Origin of the sequence: Pleomorphomonas diazotrophica (genome assembly GCF_002844595.1) — a bacterium.
GTDB classification, from domain to species: Bacteria; Pseudomonadota; Alphaproteobacteria; order Rhizobiales; family Pleomorphomonadaceae; genus Pleomorphomonas; species Pleomorphomonas diazotrophica.
In genome coordinates, this window is sequence record NZ_PJNW01000015.1 from 86,331 (window position 1) to 104,502 (window position 18,172).

18 protein-coding genes are annotated in these 18,172 nt (G+C 64.8%); 13 read left to right on the plus strand and 5 right to left on the minus strand.

Features of this window, described 5'->3' with window-relative positions; genetic code table 11:
• Positions 1-9 precede the first annotated feature (9 nt).
• Positions 10-1,143 (minus strand): permease, encoded by a 1,134-nt coding sequence (locus CXZ10_RS17635; protein WP_101290680.1) that lies wholly within the window; start codon positions 1,141-1,143, stop codon positions 10-12.
• Positions 1,144-1,248: 105 nt separating this feature from the next.
• On the opposite strand from CXZ10_RS17635, the gene CXZ10_RS17640 reads away from it, so the two are divergent.
• From CXZ10_RS17640 to arsN2, 4 genes are all read left to right on the plus strand, one after another.
• Complete coding sequence (locus CXZ10_RS17640) at positions 1,249-1,626, plus strand: ArsR/SmtB family transcription factor (RefSeq protein WP_101290681.1); 378 nt, start codon at positions 1,249-1,251, stop codon at positions 1,624-1,626.
• Positions 1,627-1,686: 60 nt separating this feature from the next.
• Positions 1,687-2,214, plus strand: coding sequence for an arsenate reductase ArsC (locus tag CXZ10_RS17645; protein ID WP_101290682.1), 528 nt, complete (start codon positions 1,687-1,689; stop codon positions 2,212-2,214).
• Positions 2,211-3,266 (plus strand): ACR3 family arsenite efflux transporter, encoded by a 1,056-nt coding sequence (arsB, locus tag CXZ10_RS17650; protein ID WP_101290683.1) that lies wholly within the window; start codon positions 2,211-2,213, stop codon positions 3,264-3,266. Before CXZ10_RS17645 ends, arsB begins: the two co-directional genes overlap by 4 nt.
• 199 nt (positions 3,267-3,465) lie before the next feature.
• Complete coding sequence (gene arsN2 / locus CXZ10_RS17655) at positions 3,466-4,293, plus strand: arsenic resistance N-acetyltransferase ArsN2 (RefSeq protein ID WP_101290684.1); 828 nt, start codon at positions 3,466-3,468, stop codon at positions 4,291-4,293.
• Between the two features lie 290 nt (positions 4,294-4,583).
• Here the strand turns inward: arsN2 and CXZ10_RS17660 are convergent, their stop codons facing one another.
• Both CXZ10_RS17660 and CXZ10_RS17665 read right to left on the minus strand, forming a co-directional pair.
• Entirely contained in the window at positions 4,584-4,874 is a 291-nt protein-coding gene (locus CXZ10_RS17660; protein ID WP_101290685.1) for a GIY-YIG nuclease family protein, read from the minus strand.
• Positions 4,875-5,094: 220 nt separating this feature from the next.
• Positions 5,095-5,487 carry a nuclear transport factor 2-like protein gene (locus CXZ10_RS17665; RefSeq protein WP_101290686.1) on the minus strand — a complete coding sequence of 131 codons (393 nt, stop codon included), beginning with the start codon at positions 5,485-5,487 and terminating at the stop codon, positions 5,095-5,097.
• Positions 5,488-5,762: 275 nt separating this feature from the next.
• Here CXZ10_RS17665 and CXZ10_RS17670 point away from each other — a divergent pair, with 275 nt between their 5' ends.
• Both CXZ10_RS17670 and CXZ10_RS17675 read left to right on the plus strand, forming a co-directional pair.
• Positions 5,763-6,767, plus strand: a complete 1,005-nt coding sequence (locus CXZ10_RS17670) for a FecR domain-containing protein (RefSeq protein WP_180336062.1) — start codon at positions 5,763-5,765, stop codon at positions 6,765-6,767.
• A complete protein-coding gene (locus CXZ10_RS17675; protein WP_101290688.1) occupies positions 6,764-9,514 on the plus strand; it encodes an EAL domain-containing protein in 2,751 nt (916 codons plus the stop codon). The genes CXZ10_RS17670 and CXZ10_RS17675 overlap by 4 nt, the downstream gene beginning before the upstream one ends.
• 247 nt (positions 9,515-9,761) lie before the next feature.
• Here CXZ10_RS17675 and CXZ10_RS17680 read toward each other — a convergent pair whose 3' ends face one another.
• Positions 9,762-10,016, minus strand: coding sequence for a BrnA antitoxin family protein (locus tag CXZ10_RS17680; RefSeq protein ID WP_101290689.1), 255 nt, complete (start codon positions 10,014-10,016; stop codon positions 9,762-9,764).
• A complete protein-coding gene (locus CXZ10_RS17685; protein ID WP_101290690.1) occupies positions 9,979-10,248 on the minus strand; it encodes a BrnT family toxin in 270 nt (89 codons plus the stop codon). The genes CXZ10_RS17680 and CXZ10_RS17685 overlap by 38 nt, the downstream gene beginning before the upstream one ends.
• Positions 10,249-10,651: 403 nt before the next feature.
• Between CXZ10_RS17685 and CXZ10_RS17690 the strand changes: the two genes are divergently transcribed.
• The 7 genes from CXZ10_RS17690 to CXZ10_RS17715 all read left to right on the plus strand — a co-directional run.
• Positions 10,652-11,815: a TCR/Tet family MFS transporter gene (locus CXZ10_RS17690; RefSeq protein WP_101290691.1), complete on the plus strand. Its 1,164-nt coding sequence runs from the start codon at positions 10,652-10,654 to the stop codon at positions 11,813-11,815.
• A 174-nt stretch (positions 11,816-11,989) separates the two neighbouring features.
• Positions 11,990-12,919 (plus strand): DUF6615 family protein, encoded by a 930-nt coding sequence (locus CXZ10_RS22015; protein WP_425298967.1) that lies wholly within the window; start codon positions 11,990-11,992, stop codon positions 12,917-12,919.
• Positions 12,920-13,226: 307 nt separating this feature from the next.
• Complete coding sequence (locus CXZ10_RS17695; RefSeq protein WP_101290692.1) at positions 13,227-14,312, plus strand: helix-turn-helix domain-containing protein; 1,086 nt, start codon at positions 13,227-13,229, stop codon at positions 14,310-14,312.
• Positions 14,309-14,830, plus strand: a complete 522-nt coding sequence (locus CXZ10_RS17700) for a PIN domain-containing protein (RefSeq protein ID WP_244617280.1) — start codon at positions 14,309-14,311, stop codon at positions 14,828-14,830. Before CXZ10_RS17695 ends, CXZ10_RS17700 begins: the two co-directional genes overlap by 4 nt.
• A gap of 629 nt (positions 14,831-15,459) precedes the next feature.
• Complete coding sequence (locus CXZ10_RS17705) at positions 15,460-16,482, plus strand: hypothetical protein (RefSeq protein WP_101290693.1); 1,023 nt, start codon at positions 15,460-15,462, stop codon at positions 16,480-16,482.
• 3 nt (positions 16,483-16,485) lie between these two features.
• The gene (locus CXZ10_RS17710; protein WP_101290694.1) at positions 16,486-16,884 is read left to right on the plus strand and encodes a terminase small subunit; all 399 of its coding nucleotides are present in this window, start codon (positions 16,486-16,488) and stop codon (positions 16,882-16,884) included.
• A gap of 705 nt (positions 16,885-17,589) precedes the next feature.
• Positions 17,590-18,172: IS110 family transposase (locus tag CXZ10_RS17715; protein ID WP_143741559.1), on the plus strand; the 583-nt coding region annotated here is incomplete at its 3' end.

Here is an 18,172-nt window from a genome sequence, read left to right on the forward strand (position 1 = left end):
CTTGGCCTTTCACACGAACAGCAGGTTGAAGAGGTAGCCGACGGCGAGGATGCCGAGGCCGACGATGCCGACGAAGACGGCGATCAGCTTCACGGTGAGCACCTTCTTCAGGATGATCATCTCGGGCAGCGACAGGGCGATCACCGCCATCATGAAGGCGAGCACGGTGCCGAGCGCCGCGCCTTTGGCGATGAGCGCCTCGATGATGGGGAGGATGGTGGAGGCGCCGGCGTACATGGGGATGCCGATCACCACGGCGGCCGGCACCGACCACCAGGCGTCCTTGCCCATGATGGCGATGAGCAGTTCGGTGGGGACATAGCCGTGGATCAGCGCGCCGACGCCGATGCCCAAGGCGACCCAGAGCCAGACCTTGGCGACGATCTCCTTCACCGACGACCAGCCGGCTTCCAGACGATCGGCGAGGGTGAGCCGATGGTCGGGCAGGGCGGTGATGCCCATGCGCACGTCGCGCACCCAGGGCTGCAGCCAGCCCTCGAGGCGCAGCTTGCCGAGGATCAGGCCGGAGAGAACCGCGATCGAAAGGCCGAAGGCGAGATAGGTGAGCGCCACCTGCCAGCCGACCAGGGCGAACAGCAGGCCGAGGGCCACCTCGTTGACCATGGGCGCGGCGATCAGGAAGGAGAAGGTGACGCCGAGCGGCACGCCGGCCGACACGAAGCCGAGGAACAGTGGCACCGCCGAGCAGGAGCAGAAGGGCGTGGCGACGCCCAGCGTGGCGGCGGCGACGTTGCCGATCCCCTCGCGCTTGCCGGCGAGGAGGCGGCGGGTGTTCTCCACCGAGAAATAGCTGCGGAGAAAGCCGGTGGCGAAGACGATGGCGACGAGCAGCATCATCACCTTGGGCAGGTCGTAGAGCACGAAGGCGAGGGCATCGCCGAGCTGGCTCTGACGGTCGACCGGCGTGAGCGCGACGAGCCATTCGGCGAAGGGTTCGAGCTGCGGGTAGATGGCGATCCAGAGGGCGGCGCCGAGGGCGGTGGCGATCAGCCAGCGGGCGGGCGAGACGCCGGGGGACGCAGCGTCGGCCGTGCCGCAGCCGCAGGCGACGACGGTCGCCGCCTCGCCGCAGCAGGATGCGGTGATGGCCGGGGCGGCCTCCTTGGAACAACATGTGCTCATCGCGAGCCATCCTTTTCATATTCGACAATTCGACGAATATCGATATATTGAGACGGAGGCTATCCGGATCTTGCCGGATATCGATAGTTCGGGTAATGTCGAACTATGGAAAAGCTCCAAGCCCTCGATGCCCTCTCGGCGCTCTCGCAGCAGACGCGCCTCGACGTGTTCCAGCTCCTCATCCGCCACGAGCCGGAAGGCCTCGCGGCCGGCGACATCGCGGACAAGCTGGGCGTGCCGCAGAACACGCTCTCCACCCATCTCGCCATACTCGTGCGGGCCGGGCTTGCGACATCGGAGCGGCGCAGCCGGCAGATCATCTATCGCGCGGTGGTGCCGACGGTGCGCGGCCTCGTCCGCTATCTCGTCGACGACTGCTGCGCCGGCCACCCGGAGCTCGGCCGCCGCTTCGACTATGGCGAAGGCGCCTGCGCCCCCGGCACCGGCTGCAAAACGCCCGTCACGGAAAACGGGTCATCGTGACAAGGCCGCCGCGACTCGCAGCGGCGAAACCTGTTCCTCCAGCCATGTGAGAACGCTGCCATGCCCGACCGCATCTACAACGTTCTGTTCCTCTGCACCGGCAACTCCGCCCGCTCGATCATCGCCGAGGCCATCCTGAACCACGACGGCGCCGGGCATTTCCGCGCCTTTTCGGCCGGCAGCCGCCCGGCCGGCCAGGTGAACCCGCTGGCGCTGGAAGTGCTGGAAGAGGAGGGCTTCCCGACCGAGGGGTTGCGCTCCAAGAGCTGGGACGAGTTCGCCGTCCCCGGCGCCCCTGAAATGGATTTCGTGTTCACCGTCTGCGACAACGCGGCCGGAGAGGCCTGCCCGGTGTGGCCCGGCCACCCGATGACCGCCCACTGGGGCATCGAGGACCCGGCGCGCGCCGTCGGCACCCATTTCCAGCAGAAGGCGGCCTTCGTCACCGCCTCCCGCTATCTCAAGAACCGCATAACCGCCTTCCTGTCGCTTCCCCTTGCCACCATCGACCGCATGGCACTCACCAGCCATCTGCATGAGATCGGCCGGCTGGACGGTGCGACGGCGAGGGCCGGAGAGACAAAATGACATCCGTTGCCCGCCGGCTGAGCTTCCTCGACCGCTATCTCACCCTCTGGATCTTCGCCGCGATGGCCCTGGGGATTGCCATCGGCTACGCCTTCCCGGCGGTCGAAAGCATCATCAACGCGGGCACGGTGGGCACCACCAACCTGCCGATCGCCGCCGGCCTGATCCTGATGATGTATCCGCCCTTTGCCAAGGTGCGCTACGAGGACCTGCCGCGCGTCTTCGCTGACGGCAAGGTGCTGGCGCTGTCGCTGGTACAGAACTGGCTGATCGGGCCGGTGCTGATGTTTGCGCTCGCCATTATCTTTCTGCCCGACAAGCCCGAGTACATGGTGGGCCTGATCCTGATCGGCCTTGCCCGCTGCATCGCCATGGTGGTGGTGTGGAACGAGCTCGCCAAGGGCTCGACGGAATATGCCGCCGGCCTCGTCGCCTTCAACTCGATCTTCCAGGTGCTGTTCTACAGCGTGTTCGCGTGGTTCTTCGTCACCGTGCTGCCGCCGGTGTTCGGCCTCTCGGGCTCGGAGGTGGACATCTCGATCGGCGAGATCGCCCGGAGCGTGTTCATCTATCTCGGCATTCCCGCCATCGCCGGCGTTCTGACGCGGGTGATCATGCTGCGCTTCGTGTCCAAGGAGTGGTACCACGGCCATTTCGTGCCGAAGATCGGGCCGATCACCCTCATCGCGCTGCTCTTCACCATTGTCGTCATGTTCTCGCTGAAGGGCGAGCTGATCCTGACGATCCCCGGCGACGTGGTGCGCATCGCCATTCCGCTTCTCATCTACTTCGTGGTGATGTTCGCGCTGAGCTTCGTGCTGTCGCTCAAGGCCGGCACCGATTACTCGCGCTGCACCACGCTGTGCTTCACGGCGGCCAGCAACAACTTCGAGCTCGCCATCGCCGTGGCGGTGGCCGTCTATGGCATCAACTCCGGCGCGGCCTTCGCCGCCGTCATCGGGCCCTTGGTGGAGGTGCCGGTGATGATCGCGCTGGTCAACGTGGCGCTGTGGACTAGGGGACGGTATTTCCCTCAAGAAAACGTGGCCTGACCAGAAACTCTACTGGGGCGGGCATCCCGGGCATCCGCTTGGCCCGAAAAGTCTGCAACTTTTCGGGCGGATGCCTGAACTTCGACTTCTGCGCTTCCGGTGCTCACGGACCCTTAAGTCCGCTCCGCTCCGGTTCTCGAACTCATCGCCATCTGCCGCGCCCCAGCGAGTTTCAGATCAGGCTCTCAGGAGGGCTACAATGGACGTCGTGATCTACCACAACCCCGGCTGCGGCACCTCGCGCAACGCGCTGGCGCTGATCCGCCACGCCGGCATCGAGCCGCATGTGATCGACTATCAGACATGCCCGCCGAGCCGGGAGCTGCTGGCGCAGCTGATCGAGCGCATGGGCATGAACGTGCGCGACGTCCTCCGGGTGAAGGGCACGCCCTACGCGGAGCTGGGGCTCGGCGACCCCAAGCTCACCGACGCTGAGTTGCTCGACGCCATGATCGCCCACCCGATCCTGATCAACCGGCCGATCGTGGTGACCGACCGCGGCGTGAAGCTCTGCCGGCCCTCGGACATGGTGCTGGACCTCTTGCCCGAGCTGCCGATGGCCGATTTCGTGAAGGACGACGGCGAGATCTGCCTGAGGGATAGCGAAGCGGCCGACCGCGACGCCGGGATGGTGGCGGCGCTCACCGCCGAGGGCCTGCCGACCGACGACCTCACCGAGCCGGGCCGGCGCTTCTTCGCCTACCGCACGCTCACGGGCGAGGTGGTGGGCTATGCCGGCTGGGAGCTCTATGGGGCGGACGTGTTCCTGCGCTCGCTCGCGGTTCTTCCGGGCTGGCGCGGCAAGGGGGTGGGCAAGGCGATCGTGGCGCGGATCGCGCGCCGGGCCTTCGACGAAGGCGCGCGTTCGGCCTGGCTGATGACGACGTCGGCGACGCCCTTCTTCGAGGCGATCGGCTTCAAGCGAGTGGAGCGGGCGGATGCGCCCGAGGCGATCCTTGAGACGCGTCAGGCCAAGGGGTTGTGTCCCTCGTCGGCGGTGGTGTTGAAGAAGGCGATCCGGCTGTAGGGAGCGCGATATCGGTGGCGAGCCTCATTCTGCCCGAGGTCCTCTGCCTGCGCAGAGGATGACAGTTAATTGATATAAAACAAACTCTTAGTAGCGTGATATCGGCCGCCTCTTCCTGCCCGAGGTCCACCTTGAATTCGCGCGCGAATTCAAGCGGCCTGCGCAGAGGGTGACAGTTAATTGATATAAAACAAACTTTTAGTTTTGCACCTCCTACTATAAGGCTGTCATCCTCTGCGAAGGCAGAGGACCTCAGGACGGTGGGGCGCGCGGCCTGTATCGGGCTCTCCTCACCACATGATGGTTTCAAAGAGGTCGTCCCACTCGGGGTTCATCTCCTCAACGAGTCGGATCTTCCAGTCGCGATTCCAGGTCTTCAGCCGCTTCTCCCGATGGATGGCGTCGGGGATCTCGTCATAGTCCTCGTACCAAACGAGACGTTTGCAATTGTAGCTGTGAGTGAAGCCGCGATAGACGCCGTTGCGATGCTCCCAGATGCGGCCCTCAAGATCGGAAGTAACACCGACATAGAGCACGCCTCGTGGCTTGTTGGTGACGATGTAAACCCAGCCGGGATTCATGCGCGTAAATCGCGAAAGTGAGGCGGCGGCAACTCTAGGCTATGCATCGCTCTATATCAACCCGTCCGCCCTATTCGGCCTGAAGTCCACCTTGAGTTCATACGTGAGTCCAAGCGTCCTGCGCAGAGGTGACGGGTTAGTCGTCCATGGGCAATAAAGAGATAGCCGCCCCGCATACGTCGTCTGGACGACCGAGGCCCTCTTCGATCCACCTCCCCCCTCAATGCGTCGGATCCGGCAGGCCGTCGAAGAACATGTAGATGGCGGTGATGCGGCCGTTCTTGGAGAGCACAATGTCGGTGCCGGCGTAGGCGGGTGGTTCGCCGGGGGCGCCGGAGGTCCAGCGGGCGCGGGCGATCTCGGCGTCGGGCGTTTCGCCCGGCATTGCCTCCACCGGGCCGATCACCTGATAGAGGAAGCTCGGGTGCCGGTCGCGGATGGCGCCGGCGACGCGGACGACCTCGTCGCGGCCGCGATAGCTGCCGTGCGGTTCGACGAACAGGATGTCGTCGGCGTAGATCTCGGCCGCCACGGCCCGGCGTCTGATGTCGTCGGCCTCGCCGAAAATGCCTTGGAGGCTGCGGTCGATCAGCGTTGCGATGTCCTGGGGCATGATAGGTTTCCTCTAGGGTCTCACCCGGCCGAAGCGAAACGAGGGTCGGCTAGGTGATGCCTTACAACGCTGGGAGCGGCGATCCGTTTCATTCGGATCGAACGACCCGCAAGGGTGCGCCGGCCTACGTCTTCACCGATGACGGGCGCTGTCACTCGAAACCCCCGGATATCCCGGGATTATTCCAAGTTGTCTCGCGATTTGATTGTTTCTGTTAACGACCGGGCAACGCATCGGGAGCCATGCTTTTCACAAAGAAAAGAAACGAGGCAACCATGCGTTTGGGCGGAGTAATCGGCGCGTTGGCGCTTTCGGGCTGCTGCCTTCTGAGCTTTTCGGCGCTGGCGGCGGACTGGCAAATTGCGAGTGTGACGGGCAAGGCCTTCCGGCTCGCCGGCGGCGACTGGGTGCGGGTTGAGGCCAATGACGCCTTCGCGCTGGGCGACACGGTGAAGACGACGGGCTCGGGCACGCTGACGCTGACGCGGGCCGGCGTGACGGTGACCATTTCGCCCAACAGCCGGGTGATGATCAAGGAGCGGTTGGACGGCACGTTCACCGACGTGATCCAGACGGCCGGCAGCGCCGAGGTTGAGGTGGACCCGAAAAAGCGCATCCGCCTCGCCGTCGAGACGCCCTACATGGCGGCCGTGGTGAAGGGCACGGTGTTCACCGTCTCCACCTTCGAGGGCTATTCGGAGACGTCGGTCAAGCGCGGCCGCGTCGGCGTGATCGACGTGACCAACCGCATGGAGGCCGACATCACCGCCGGCCAGACGGCGACCTCCGGCGAGGACCGGCCGCTGTCGCTCACCGGCGAGGGCAAGCTCGCCAAGCCCAAGGCCTTCGAGGGCAAGGTGGTGACGCGGGCGGCCGACGGCACCTTCGTGGAGCACACCAACGGCGCCGGCAAGACGGTGTCGAGCCGGGCCGGCGGCAACTCGAACGGCGCCGGCAAGTCGGAAGACAGCAATGCCGGCGGCAACGCGGGCGGCAACGGCAACGGTAGTTCCGGCAAGGGCAGCTCGGAGAGCGGTTCCAACGCGGGTGGCAACAGCGGCGGCTCCAACTCCGGCAATGGCGGCTCCAACAGTGGCGGCAACTCCGGCAGCAATGGCGGATCGAGCGGCAGCAACAACGGCGGCAACGGCGCTTCGAGCGGCAGCAACTCCGGCAGCAATGGCGCTTCGAGCGGCAGCAACTCCGGCAGCAATGGCGGGTCGAGCAGCTCCAACAGCGGCAGCAACGGCAACGGCAACGGGAACGGAAACTCCAAGTGATCCCAGCCTGGATCGAGGTGGCGGTGGTCAAGGGGGTGGCGCTCTGCGGCCCCGTTCTGTTGTCGCGCGCCGTGCAGGTGGCGTTCCGCGCCATGGGCGTGGCGGCGCTGCTCACGATCACCGGCCTTCTCGGCGGGCTCGACCGGCTGGACGGCCGGCTCGCCGACCTGCGCTTCGAGGTGGGCACGCGGGCGCCCAGCCAGAAACTCGTGATGGTGGACATCGACGCCGAGAGCCTTGCCACCATCGGCGTCTGGCCCTGGGACCGGACGATCCATGCCCGGCTCGTCGAGGCGCTGGAAGACCTCGGCGCCCGCCAGATCGCCTTCGACATCGACTTCAGCAACCGCTCCAACCCGGCCTCCGACAAGGCGCTGGCGAAAGCCATCGCCGAGGCCGACGTGCCGGTGTTCCTCGCCGCCTTCCGCCAGACCAAGACGGCGCAGGACGCCGACATCATCCTCAACCGGCCGATCGACATCCTGGCCGACGGCTGGCCGGGGCTCGTCAACGTGCCGGTGGATCCGGACGGCCGCGTGCGGCGCTTCCCCTCCGAGCTCACCGTCAACGGCGAGAAGCTCGACGGGCTGCCGGCGCTGATCGCCGGCGCGAGCACCGCCGGGCCGGTGGTGATCGACTATTCCATCGACCGCAATGCGATCCCGCATGTGTCGGCCTCCGACGTGCTCTACAACAGGGTGAAGGCCGAGGCGGTGGCCGGCCGCACGGCGCTGATCGGCGCGCGGGCGCTGGAGCTGCACGACTTCTTCCTGGTGCCGCGCTGGGGCATGGTGGCCGGGCCGGACATCGTGGCGATGGCCTCGGAGACGCTGATCGCCGGCCGCAGCCTTGTCCGCCTGCCGGCGCTGCCGCTCAGCCTGCCGCTGATCGCCTTGGCCATCGCGCTGGCGCTGTTGCCGACGCGGCGGGCGCTCGTCTCGCTTGCCGCCATCTCGCTTCTCGGCGAGCTCTCGGCGGTGATCGCCCAGGTGTCCTTCGCGCTGGTGGCGGGCACGGCGATGCTGCACGTGGCGGTGATCGGCCTGATGGCGCTGGTTCTCTTCCGCGAATATGACATCCGCCGGGTGCTGCTCACCATGGCGCGGCGCGACACCGTCAACGCCCGCCGCTTCCTGGAGCGGGTGATCGACGACGGCTTCGACGGCATCATCCTGATCGACGGCAAGGACCAGGTGGTGCGGCTCAACGGCGAGGCGGCGTCATTGCTCGCCCTCGGCGACAGACTGCCGGAGACGGCGGCCGATCTGCCCCATTCGCTGCCCGAGGTGGTGGCGGCGGTGCGGCGGACGGGCGGCGAGCGGGCCAATGTCATCGACCGGCTGGAGATCGCCGGCCGGGTGGTGGAATATTCCGTCGTCGCCTTCCAGGTGGAGGTGGGCGGGCTCGGGAGGGGCGCCAATCGCACCTGCGTCTCCGTGGCGCTGCGCGACGTGACCGAGCGGCAGCGCGTCGCCGACCGGCTGCGCCACATGGCGCTGCATGACGAGCTGACCGGCCTTGCCAACCGGGCGGGCCTTGCCGAGGCGGTGACCGGGCCGGGCGGCGCGCTCGTCTATTTCGACCTCGACCATTTCAAGGCCGTCAACGACAGCCTGGGCCACAAGACCGGCGACCTCCTGCTGGTCGAGGTGGCGCGGCGGGCGGCGGCGCGGGTGGGCGCCTCGGGCACGCTGGCCCGCATGGGCGGCGACGAGTTCGCCGTCTATTGCCCCGAGGGGCCGGACGTGGCGGGCGAACTGGCCGCGGCGCTGCTCGCCGATTTCGCGGCGCCCTTCACGGTGGGCGGCCACCGGGTGACCGTCGGCGTCAGCTTCGGCGTCGCCGGCCTCGAGAGCCACAGCCGCGACTTGGGCGTGCTGATGCGCCGGGCCGACCTGGCGCTCAACGCCGCGCAGAAGCAGGGCCGGCGGCGCATCGCCCATTTCGAGGCGTCGATGGAGGCGGCGCTGGTGCGCCGGCTGATGCTGGAGAGCGAGCTCAACGCCGCGCTCGACCGGGGCGAGATCGAGGTGGCCTATCAGCCGCAGGTCGACCTTGCCACCGGCGCGGTGACCGCCGCCGAGGCGCTGATGCGCTGGCGCCACCCGACGCTGGGCGCCGTGCCGCCGGGCGTGTTCATTCCCATCGCCGAGGAAACCGGCCTCATCCACCAGCTCACCGCCTGGGTGATGAAGCGCGCCGCGCTCGACGCCGTGGCCTGGCCGCAGCCAATCCCGGTGGCGGTGAACGTCTCGGCGCTCGACCTGCAATCGGGCGACGTGCCGTCGATGGCGGTGGCGGCGCTGGAGGCGGCCGGCCTCCCGGCCAGCCGCTTCGAGCTGGAGGTGACTGAATCGGCCTTCGTGGGCGCCGACCCGGTGGTGAGCGAGGCCTTCGCCCGGCTGCGCGCCCGCGGCATCGCGCTGGCGCTCGACGACTACGGCACCGGCTACGCCTCGCTCGGCTATCTCCACCGCTTCCCCTTCACCACGCTGAAGATCGACAAGAGCTTCGTCGACGGCGTGCCGGATGACGCCGACGCCATGGCCATCCTGCAATCGGTCGTGGTGCTGGCGCGCGGCCTCGGGCTCAGAACCGTGGCCGAGGGCGTGGAACTCCCCGAACAGCGCGCCGCCCTCGCCGCCCTCGGCTGCGACATCGGCCAGGGGTATCTCTTCGCGGCGCCCGTGGACAACTGCACGCTGCACCGCATGCTGGCCGAGGAGCGGCTGGCGGCGACGGGGTAGGGGAGAGGGGGCCCGATATCAGCCGATCGCTTTACTCGTCCTGAGGTCCTCGCCTGCGCGAGGATGACAGGAGAATGATATAAGGGAACAAGCGGTTAGCGCCTCGCTAGCGCCACGCTCACCGCGCTCTCCCGCTGCTATAACGCTGTCATCCTCGCGCAAGCCGCTTGAGTTCACGCGTGAATTCAAGGTGGACCTCAGGCAGAAAAGGGCAAGGGGCCGATATCGGGCGCGCCGGCATCGCCCCTTACGCCCGCTTCTTCTCCAGCCACTCCCGCAGCGCCGTGTTGATGCGCGACTGCCAGCCTTCACCGCCGGCGCGGAACTCGGCGATCACGTCCGCGTCGAGGCGGATGGTAGTGGAGACCTTGCGGTTCTCCGCTTTCGGCCGGCCGCGCTGCACCTTGGCGGCGGCGAACTTCTCCCGCCACTCGGGCGCGCTGAGGTCGGGCGCATCGTCGGGATCAAAGCCGGGGGGAATAGGCGGCCTGCTCGCGGTCATTGGCTTTCCTCATGGAGATGATGCGGCGGGCCGCGCCGCGCGGTGTCCAGACAATCACCATCATGCGTCCTGCAAGTCGGCCAATGGTGATGAAGCGTTGTTCTCCGTAGTTGAAGCGATCATCCTCGATCGTCAGCGTGTCACCCTCGAACACCTGTTCGGCCTCTGTCAGGTCGATATGGTGCTTTGTCAGATTGGTGGCGCGCTTGATGGGATCGAACTCGATCTGCATAGGATTTTTGTTACTACAGAAATAAGCGCGAGGCAACATTTCCGTAGTAACAAAAATTGGAGTCCTAAGCTGGAGCCCGATATCAGCCTCCCCCGGCGCAAATCGTTCACCAACCCGCGCGGTTCGCTTCGCAACCCACTTGCCCCGCGCCGCGCCTTGGCGTATTTCCCTTTCATCGCGAAAAGCGATCGCTTCCCTTGATCCGCCCGTTGGCGGAGTAAACAGGTGGACGACTTCCCGTCCAGGCGATCAGGCACAAGCGGTCCGTCTCCCTGAAGCGGATCGACCAGCGATTTCCAGAAACCATCCGTCTGCCCGGCGCATCCCCGCGTCTGGCGCCTTGTGCTTGGACTCCGTCCGGTCGCCGTCAACCGCGATCGGCGCATCGCCATGGATTATACCCATGAACAGACCCCTCATCGTCATCTACGCGGCCATCGTGCTCGACGCCGTCGGCATCGGCCTCATCTTCCCCATCCTGCCGGCGCTGCTTTCCGAGGTGACCCACGCCGGCAACGTCGCCACCACCATCGGCATCATGACCGCGCTCTACGCGGCGGTGCAGTTCGTCTTCGCGCCGGTGCTGGGCGCGCTTTCCGACCGGATCGGCCGGCGGCCGGTGCTCTTGATCTCGCTCGCGGGTGCCGCCATCAACTATCTGTTCCTCGCCTTCGCCGGCAATCTCGCGCTGCTGTTCCTCGGGCGGGCGATCGCCGGGCTGACCTCGGCCAACGTGTCGGTGGCCACCGCCTACATCACCGACATCACCCAGGAGGACCAGCGCGCCCGCCGCTTCGGCCTCCTCAACGCCATGTTCGGCATCGGCTTCATCGTGGGCCCGGTGCTGGGCGGCACGCTGGGCGACCACTGGCTGAGATTGCCCTTCATCGCCGCGGCGGTGCTGAACGGCGTGAACCTCCTGATCGCGCTGTTCATATTGCCGGAATCCCGCGAACCCTCGCACCAGAGGCTCGACCTCGCGGCGCTCAACCCGCTGAAGCCGCTCGCCTGGGTGTTCCAGGTGAAAAGCCTCTGGCCGCTGATCGTCATCTTCTTCCTGCTGTCGGCCACCGGCGAGGCCTATGGTACCAGCTGGGCGCTGTGGGGCGGCGACGCCTTCGGCTGGAACGGCATGATGATCGGCCTGTCGCTCGGCGCCTTCGGCGTCTGCCAGACGCTGGCGCAAGCCTTCCTGCCGGGGCCGGCGGTGAAGCTGATGGGCGAGCGCGCGGCGATCCTCACCGGCCTCTCCGGCGCCATGGCGGCGCTGGCGATCATGGCCTTCGCCACGGAAGGCTGGATCGTCTTTGCCATCATGCCCCTCTTCGCCCTCGGCGGCCTCGGCGTGCCGGCCCTGCAAGCCATGGCGACGCGTCAGGTGAGCGAGAGCCAGCAAGGCCAGTTCCAGGGCGTGCTGGCGTCGGCGCTGAGCCTGGCGTCGATCGTCGCGCCGCTGGGGTTCTCCAGCTTCTACGCGGTTGTGAGGGAGGAATGGCCGGGTGCGGTGTGGCTGAGCGTGGTGGCGGTGTATGCGGTGGCGATGGTGCTGGTGGGGAGGAGGAGGTGAGGGGGAGGGTCAGAATAAAGGCTATAGGTCAGCTGGCGTTCTATCGTAAGGGTTGTAAAATCTAGTCTGGTGTGCTTGTCCTTTATGTAAGTCCTTGGATGCGACTTTTGTTGAGATTTATCAATATATAAACTAGCGACGGCGACGTTTTCGAACGTTAGTGAGGGGCAGCGCATGTTATGTGATTTTGCTCTCGGGTTTCCCGCGTTTGTTGAGTGTGTACTCGATAAGGACAGGACGCTAAGACGAAGCTTCCGCGAAGAGACCGTGACCGACCTTCTTATGGGAGGCCTTGTCATGGCGGGAGGCCGACAGCTTATTGTGGACTTTCCGGACGAGCCAATTACTGGCGCTGACATGGAGTGGAATTTCGTCGACGTGCACACGTCTACTTTTTTCCGCCTTATGCTTCAGGCTAAGCGCATCTATGGCAGTGGCTCTATTTGGACGCGCCACTGTTATCGTGAGCTCTTGTACAAACCCGGCCGACCACCCGAGTTTCAAGCCACGACTTTATGTAACGCTGCAACGGCCTCATCAGTCGCGACGTATCCTTTTTATATATTCTACAACTCGAGATATACGTGTGATTTAGCTAGAAAAATGGGGAATAAAACTATCTCTGGGGTCAACATTGCTGATGGTTATGCTATAGAAAATCTGGTCGTTTCTGCGAATACTCGTGCTCTGCGCACCAGCAACAAGAGTCTGAAAAAGGTGGAATCAAAACTATATCCGTTGTCGGCACTATTATGCCCGCCTCGGATAGGAAGGCTACCACCATTCGCGTTCACGTCAGGAACACGTCCTGCGGGGATTTATTTGTCTGTAGGGCAAAAGACTGTGGGTGTGCAGATGCCGCCTAGTCCGGAAGATATTAGGGGACGCATAATTGCACTGAGAAGTGGCTCGGTATCTGAGGGGGTTGGGCCGGAGCAAAAGTTCGACGGTCTTGCTCCAGCCGTTCCCGCCGTATCTAGAGACATACCTGCCGATGTACAGGCTGTATTGAGCCGACGGTGGGACGGAGGTTATCGCGCGCGTGAACTAGACCGCTGGCGACTAACGTTTATAACCGACAGCTCGAAGTTCGAGGAGGGTTAGCAGGCCGCGCCATATGCCTATTGCCTCGTTGTGCCGAGGAAGTGATGGGAGCGGCGCCCAACACGAGAAAAGCCCGCCGGAGGCGAGCTTTTCCCTTGAGTCCTGTGACGATGAGGGTGGTGTTACCCCGCAACCTCACGCGCCTTTCGATCATGTTTAGGGCATCCGAACGGGCATCTCAACCAGTCCGCTCTGTGGCCGGCTGGTCGACCCATCACGCTATTCTGCTGGGCTTGAAAATCAACTTCATGTTGATATATGTAACATTTGGTGACGTTTATCAACCAATCGAAACGAGGAGGCTCGCATGTTCGGGGACAGGCTTCGTCTAGCCAGGAAGAAGGCCGGGCTGTCGCTGCAGGCCTTGTCCGAGCGGGTGTCGCCGGCGGTCTCCGCCCAGGCCATCAGCAAGTATGAGAGCGGCAAGATGATGCCGTCCTCCTCGGTGCTCGTGGGCCTCGGCAAGGCTCTCGGCGTGTCCCTCGATTTTCTGATGAGCGGACAGGTCGCGGAGCTGCATGGCGTCGAGTTTCGCAAGCATTCCGAGACTTCGGCACAGGATCGAGCCCATGCCGAAGCGCTGGTGATCGAAAGGCTTGAGGATTATCTCGCCATCGAGGATATCCTCGGTTTGGAAGAACCCGCCGACCCTCTTGCCGGTTTGCGGTGCGAGGCCGTGGCTTCATGGGGCGAGATCGAGCAGAAAGCCCGTGCCCTGCGCGATGCGTGGGAACTTGGCATCGACCCCATTCCCAGCATGATCGATCTTCTTGAGAAGAAGGGGATAAAGGTCGTTGTGGCGGATTTGCCGGTGCGGTTCGATGGGTTGGCCTGCACCGTGAAGCGGACCGGCAATAGGCCCGATACCGAGGTGGTCGTCATCTCCAGTAGGGCCAACGTTGAGCGCAAACGCTTCAGCCTTGCGCATGAACTGGCGCATCGTGTCATTCGGAGCGTGGCGGACCCTGCCGCCATGAAGCTTGAGAAGGCGATGCATCGGTTCGCGGGCGCTTTTCTCGCGCCGGCCGATCATCTTCGCAAGGAAGTCGGCGAGAATCGACGTGGCGTCACCTATCATGAGTTGATAAGGTTGAAGCGGTCTTATGGAATGTCGGCGGCTGCCATGTTGATCCGGTTGAAGGATGTCGGGCTCTTGCCGGAAACCACTGTCGATTACGCCTTCCGGACTTATGCTCGGGCATGGCGCACCGAGGAGCCCGCTCCGATTGAAGACGGGCAGGGCCTTGGCGCTTTCGAGAAGCCTGTTCGCTTTGAACGCTTGGTTTATCAGGCCCTTGCCGAGGATATGATATCGCCTGTGCGAGCGGCGCAGTTTCTCAAGGTACCGCTCGCCAAGCTGGAAGAAGAGATGCGGGGGCCGCGCGAACCGTGACCCAGAATGCCGCGCTGACCGTCGTCGTCAATGATGCCTCCTGTCTCATCGACCTCAGAAAGGCGCGTCTTCTGCATCTTCTGGTGAGACTGCCCTATCGGCTCATCATTCCGTTGCCGGTGAGAGAATCCGAACTGATCTCCTTTACGGAGCAAGAGTGGGCAGTGCTCGATGCGGGGCTTGAGGTTTTCGACCTGCCTCCGGATCGGGTCGGGGAAGCTTTTCTCGTTAAAGCAGTTCATCCGAAACTGTCCGCCAACGACTGCTTCTGTCTGGTGACGACGCGGTGTCATCAAGACGCGGTTCTTCTAACCGGAGATGCGTTGCTGCGCGGCGTGGCGATAGAAGACGGACGCCGCGTTCATGGGGTGCTCTGGGTCATTGATGAACTCAAGCGATTGTCGCTGTGCGGCGACAGCGTCTTGGCGATGGCGCTTCAACTCTGGCAGGATGATCCGACCGTACGGTTGCCTGCCCAAGAGGTCGCGCAGCGCTTGCGGACGCTTGGAGGGATTTAGGCCGTTCAAGCAATGTCGGAAATGTACCCCGCTTCGGCGGGGTTTTGTTTGTGTCCGTCTTCCTCGACCTCCACCTTCCTTCACCTCCCGCTTTCCCCTTCATTCCGTCCGCCTCGTTTCCTTGGGTGTGAGAGGCGCGCGATCGGGGAGGAGGATTTGTGGTGCTGCTTCCTTCTCCTTGAGACTCTGTGTGTTTTGACGTGCCGACGAGGGAGAATTCGTTCCGTCTCGTCTATTTGCTTCTATGTGCCGGATTATGGAATCCGAGTCATATTGTTGCGAGGCGTGGAAATGAATCTCCGTCCCAACAGCCCTTTGCCTATATTCGCGTGAAAGGCAGACGGTGAGGGTGGGGAAGACGGTCGCCTGATAGGGGCCGATTGCCACTTTCGGCCTGAGGTCCACCTTGAATTCGCGCGCGAATTCAAGCGGCCTTCGCCAGGATGACAGCCTTATGGGGGCCTCGCCTTCGCCACCTCCGTTAACGCCTTGGCGGCGCTGGCGTCTTCGCAGTGGCGGTGAAGCCCCGGAATCCCGCCCTTTCCCGCTCGCTTCCCCCGTTAACTTTTAGCCGTCATCCTCTCCCTTGCCCCACGACGCGCCTGTCGGCTCCATTCAGGAGAGCCGGCATGGCAGATGACATGATGATGAGGCGCGCCGGTGGGCGTGCGGAGGAGCGTGAGCGGGACGGCGGTGGGTCGTCCGGCGGCGGGCGGGGCGTGGAGCATGTCCGACTGCCTTTGAAGCGGGCGCTTGCGGCCCATGGCCTGCTGGGTGTGCTCGAGGCGGGCCCCGTGACGCGCACCTCCGGCCCCGGCGTGACGGTGGCGACGCAGGCGGCCGCCGCGCGCAAGCGCCGGGCCGGGCCGGCCAATGCGGTGGAGGGGCGGCAGACGGAGGACGGGGTGCCCAACACCTGGTTCTCGGCCGTGCAGATGAGCCGCGAGGCGGCGCGTGAGCTGTTCGACTATCGGCCCGACGGCCGGCTCTACTGGCGCGACCCCGTGGGTCGGCGGCGGCCGGAGGCGGGGGGCGAACTTTATCGCAAGACTATCGACGACGGGCCGATCTGGACCATCCAGGGCGGCAGCCGGGCCAACGTGATCCGCTACATGCGCCGCTATCTGGTGTGGAACTGGCACTTCGGCGGCACCGACCGCGTGCTGCTCACCAAGAACGGCGACACACTGGACGACCGCATCGAGAACATCCGCCTGGGGGCGCGGCTGCCGGGGTTTGGCGCGGATGCGCCGGCGGTTGGGGCGGCGGCGTCTGTGCCCCGGGCGGAGACGGGCGTCACCTGCCCCTGCTGCGGCGGGGTGGCGCCGGTTCTCACGCCCAACCTGATCGCCCGCGCCTACGAGCTGCCGCCGCAGCAGGAGGCGATCCTCGCCCGCGTCTGGGCGGGCAAGGGCAAGCCGGTGACCGGCGAGGCGATCATCGGCGAGATGTATGCCGACGATTTCGACGGCGGGCCGGAATACGAGACGGCGCGCAAGTATTTCAAGACGCAGCTCTGTCTTTTGAGGAAGCGCATCGAGGGCTCGGGCGTCAGGATCGAGGCGGCCGGCTATCAGCGCGGCTTCAAGCTGGTGCTGGGGGAAGGCGGCAAACCCGACGCGGGTAGGGTGGCCGGAGAAAACGAGGAGTGATCCGTGCCGCGCAAGAGGGTTAAGGCCGAGGGTGAGGGCGAGAAGGTGGATGCCGGCTGGCTGCTGGGCCGGCTCATCGACGAGGCGACCGCCGACATCGCCGACCTCTATGACGGCGAGGGGAAGCTGAAGCCGGTGGACGAGTGGCCGGAGGTGTGGCGGCAGGGCCTGGTGCAGGGCGTGGAGATCGAGGAGCGCTTCGAGGGCCGCGGCAACGCGCGCGAGCAGGTGGGATTCGTCAAGAAGGTGCGGCTCAGCGACCGGCTGAAGCGGCTGGAGCTGATCGGCAAGCACATCGGGGTGAAGGCCTTCGAGGAGACGGTGCGGGTGAAGGGGCTGGAGGGCTTGGGGGAGAGGTTGACCAGGGCAAGGAAGCGGCTGGCGGAGGAGGGGGATGGGTAGGTTCATGGAGCCCTATATCGGCCGCTCGCTTCGTTCTGCCCGAGGTCCTCGCCTGCGCAAGGATGACAGCATTATATATAGGGAAGACAAGCGGTTAGGTGGCTGTTCCGTCCCATTCCGCTGTGATCGGGCAGTGCTGCTGCGTCGTTCCGCTTCGAGAGGCCATCCCGCGCACTCCAGCTATCTCCCGCTCCTATCACGCTGTCATCCTTGCGAAAGCGAGGACCTCGGGAAGGTAGGGCGAGGGGGTGATATCAGTCTCCCTCGGTTCATGGAGCGCTATATCGGCGGCGCGTTCCGTTCTGCCCGACGTCCTCGCCTTCGCAAGGATTGTTCGTTTGCGCCGGGGTAAGTTGAGGCGGCCTCTCCGGCTGGTTTGATACTCGTTCCGCTTGATCTGGACTCATCCAGCTCAAGCGGGTTTCGGCCTGACCGGCCGGCGCCCGGTCGGGCGCTTCCGCGTCCGTCGGGTTCCGCCCGGAAGGTCGAAACCCGACGGAAGCGGTATGACGACCCCGGAGAGGCCGTTGGCAGGCGACCGTGCAAGGATCGGGCTTTCACCCGGTGTCATCAAGGATCCCTGCCATCTCCATCATTCGCTTGGAGAGTTGATGGGGTCTCTGGGGCCTGACCCTAGCCGATCAGACCCACGCCCGAGAACAATCCGAAGCTCATGGTGGCCCAACTTGGGAAGGATAGCACATCATGGCCGTCTTGCAGCAGGCTCCCGACATCGTTCTGGGCTTCGACGTCTCCAAGGACACGCTGACCGTCTTCGAGGCTCGCTCCTCATCGCCTTCGTCGAAGCCCTGCGTCATCGACAATAGCGCCGCCGCCATCCGCCGCTTTCTCAAAAGTCTCGATCGGGTCGACCTCGCGATCTGCGAGCCGACCGGCGGCCACGAGCATGTGCTCCTGGCCGAGCTGCTGGCCGCCGGCATTGCCTGTCATCGGGTGGATGCCTTGAAGGTCAAGGCTTTTATCCGCTCCTTCGGCACGCTTGCCAAGACCGACGCGCTCGATGCCGAGGCGCTCGCCCGCTATGGCAAGGACCGCTGGGAACGGCTGTCCCTGTTCCTGCCGCCGGAAGCTGATCGGAAGATGCTGGCCGCTCTGGTGGCCCGGCGAGAGGACCTCGTGGCCATCAAGGTGGCCGAGCAGAACCGGGCAAAAGGCCCGGCCGGCAAGGTGATCAAGACATCCCTTGCGGCCATGTTGAAAGCCGTCATCGGCCAGATCGAGGCCATCGAGGCGGAGATCAAGGCGCTGATCGACAGGAGCCCGCAGC

Coding starts and splice junctions, on each gene's coding strand:
- CXZ10_RS17635 (WP_101290680.1), bottom strand. CDS start 1,143: ATGAGCACATGTTGTTCCAAGGAGGCCGCCCCGGCCATCACCGCATCC.
- CXZ10_RS17640 (WP_101290681.1), top strand. CDS start 1,249: ATGGAAAAGCTCCAAGCCCTCGATGCCCTCTCGGCGCTCTCGCAGCAG.
- CXZ10_RS17645 (WP_101290682.1), top strand. CDS start 1,687: ATGCCCGACCGCATCTACAACGTTCTGTTCCTCTGCACCGGCAACTCC.
- arsB (WP_101290683.1), top strand. CDS start 2,211: ATGACATCCGTTGCCCGCCGGCTGAGCTTCCTCGACCGCTATCTCACC.
- arsN2 (WP_101290684.1), top strand. CDS start 3,466: ATGGACGTCGTGATCTACCACAACCCCGGCTGCGGCACCTCGCGCAAC.
- CXZ10_RS17660 (WP_101290685.1), bottom strand. CDS start 4,874: ATGAATCCCGGCTGGGTTTACATCGTCACCAACAAGCCACGAGGCGTG.
- CXZ10_RS17665 (WP_101290686.1), bottom strand. CDS start 5,487: ATGCCCCAGGACATCGCAACGCTGATCGACCGCAGCCTCCAAGGCATT.
- CXZ10_RS17670 (WP_180336062.1), top strand. CDS start 5,763: ATGCGTTTGGGCGGAGTAATCGGCGCGTTGGCGCTTTCGGGCTGCTGC.
- CXZ10_RS17680 (WP_101290689.1), bottom strand. CDS start 10,016: ATGACCGCGAGCAGGCCGCCTATTCCCCCCGGCTTTGATCCCGACGAT.
- CXZ10_RS17685 (WP_101290690.1), bottom strand. CDS start 10,248: ATGCAGATCGAGTTCGATCCCATCAAGCGCGCCACCAATCTGACAAAG.
- CXZ10_RS17690 (WP_101290691.1), top strand. CDS start 10,652: ATGAACAGACCCCTCATCGTCATCTACGCGGCCATCGTGCTCGACGCC.
- CXZ10_RS22015 (WP_425298967.1), top strand. CDS start 11,990: ATGTTATGTGATTTTGCTCTCGGGTTTCCCGCGTTTGTTGAGTGTGTA.
- CXZ10_RS17695 (WP_101290692.1), top strand. CDS start 13,227: ATGTTCGGGGACAGGCTTCGTCTAGCCAGGAAGAAGGCCGGGCTGTCG.
- CXZ10_RS17705 (WP_101290693.1), top strand. CDS start 15,460: ATGGCAGATGACATGATGATGAGGCGCGCCGGTGGGCGTGCGGAGGAG.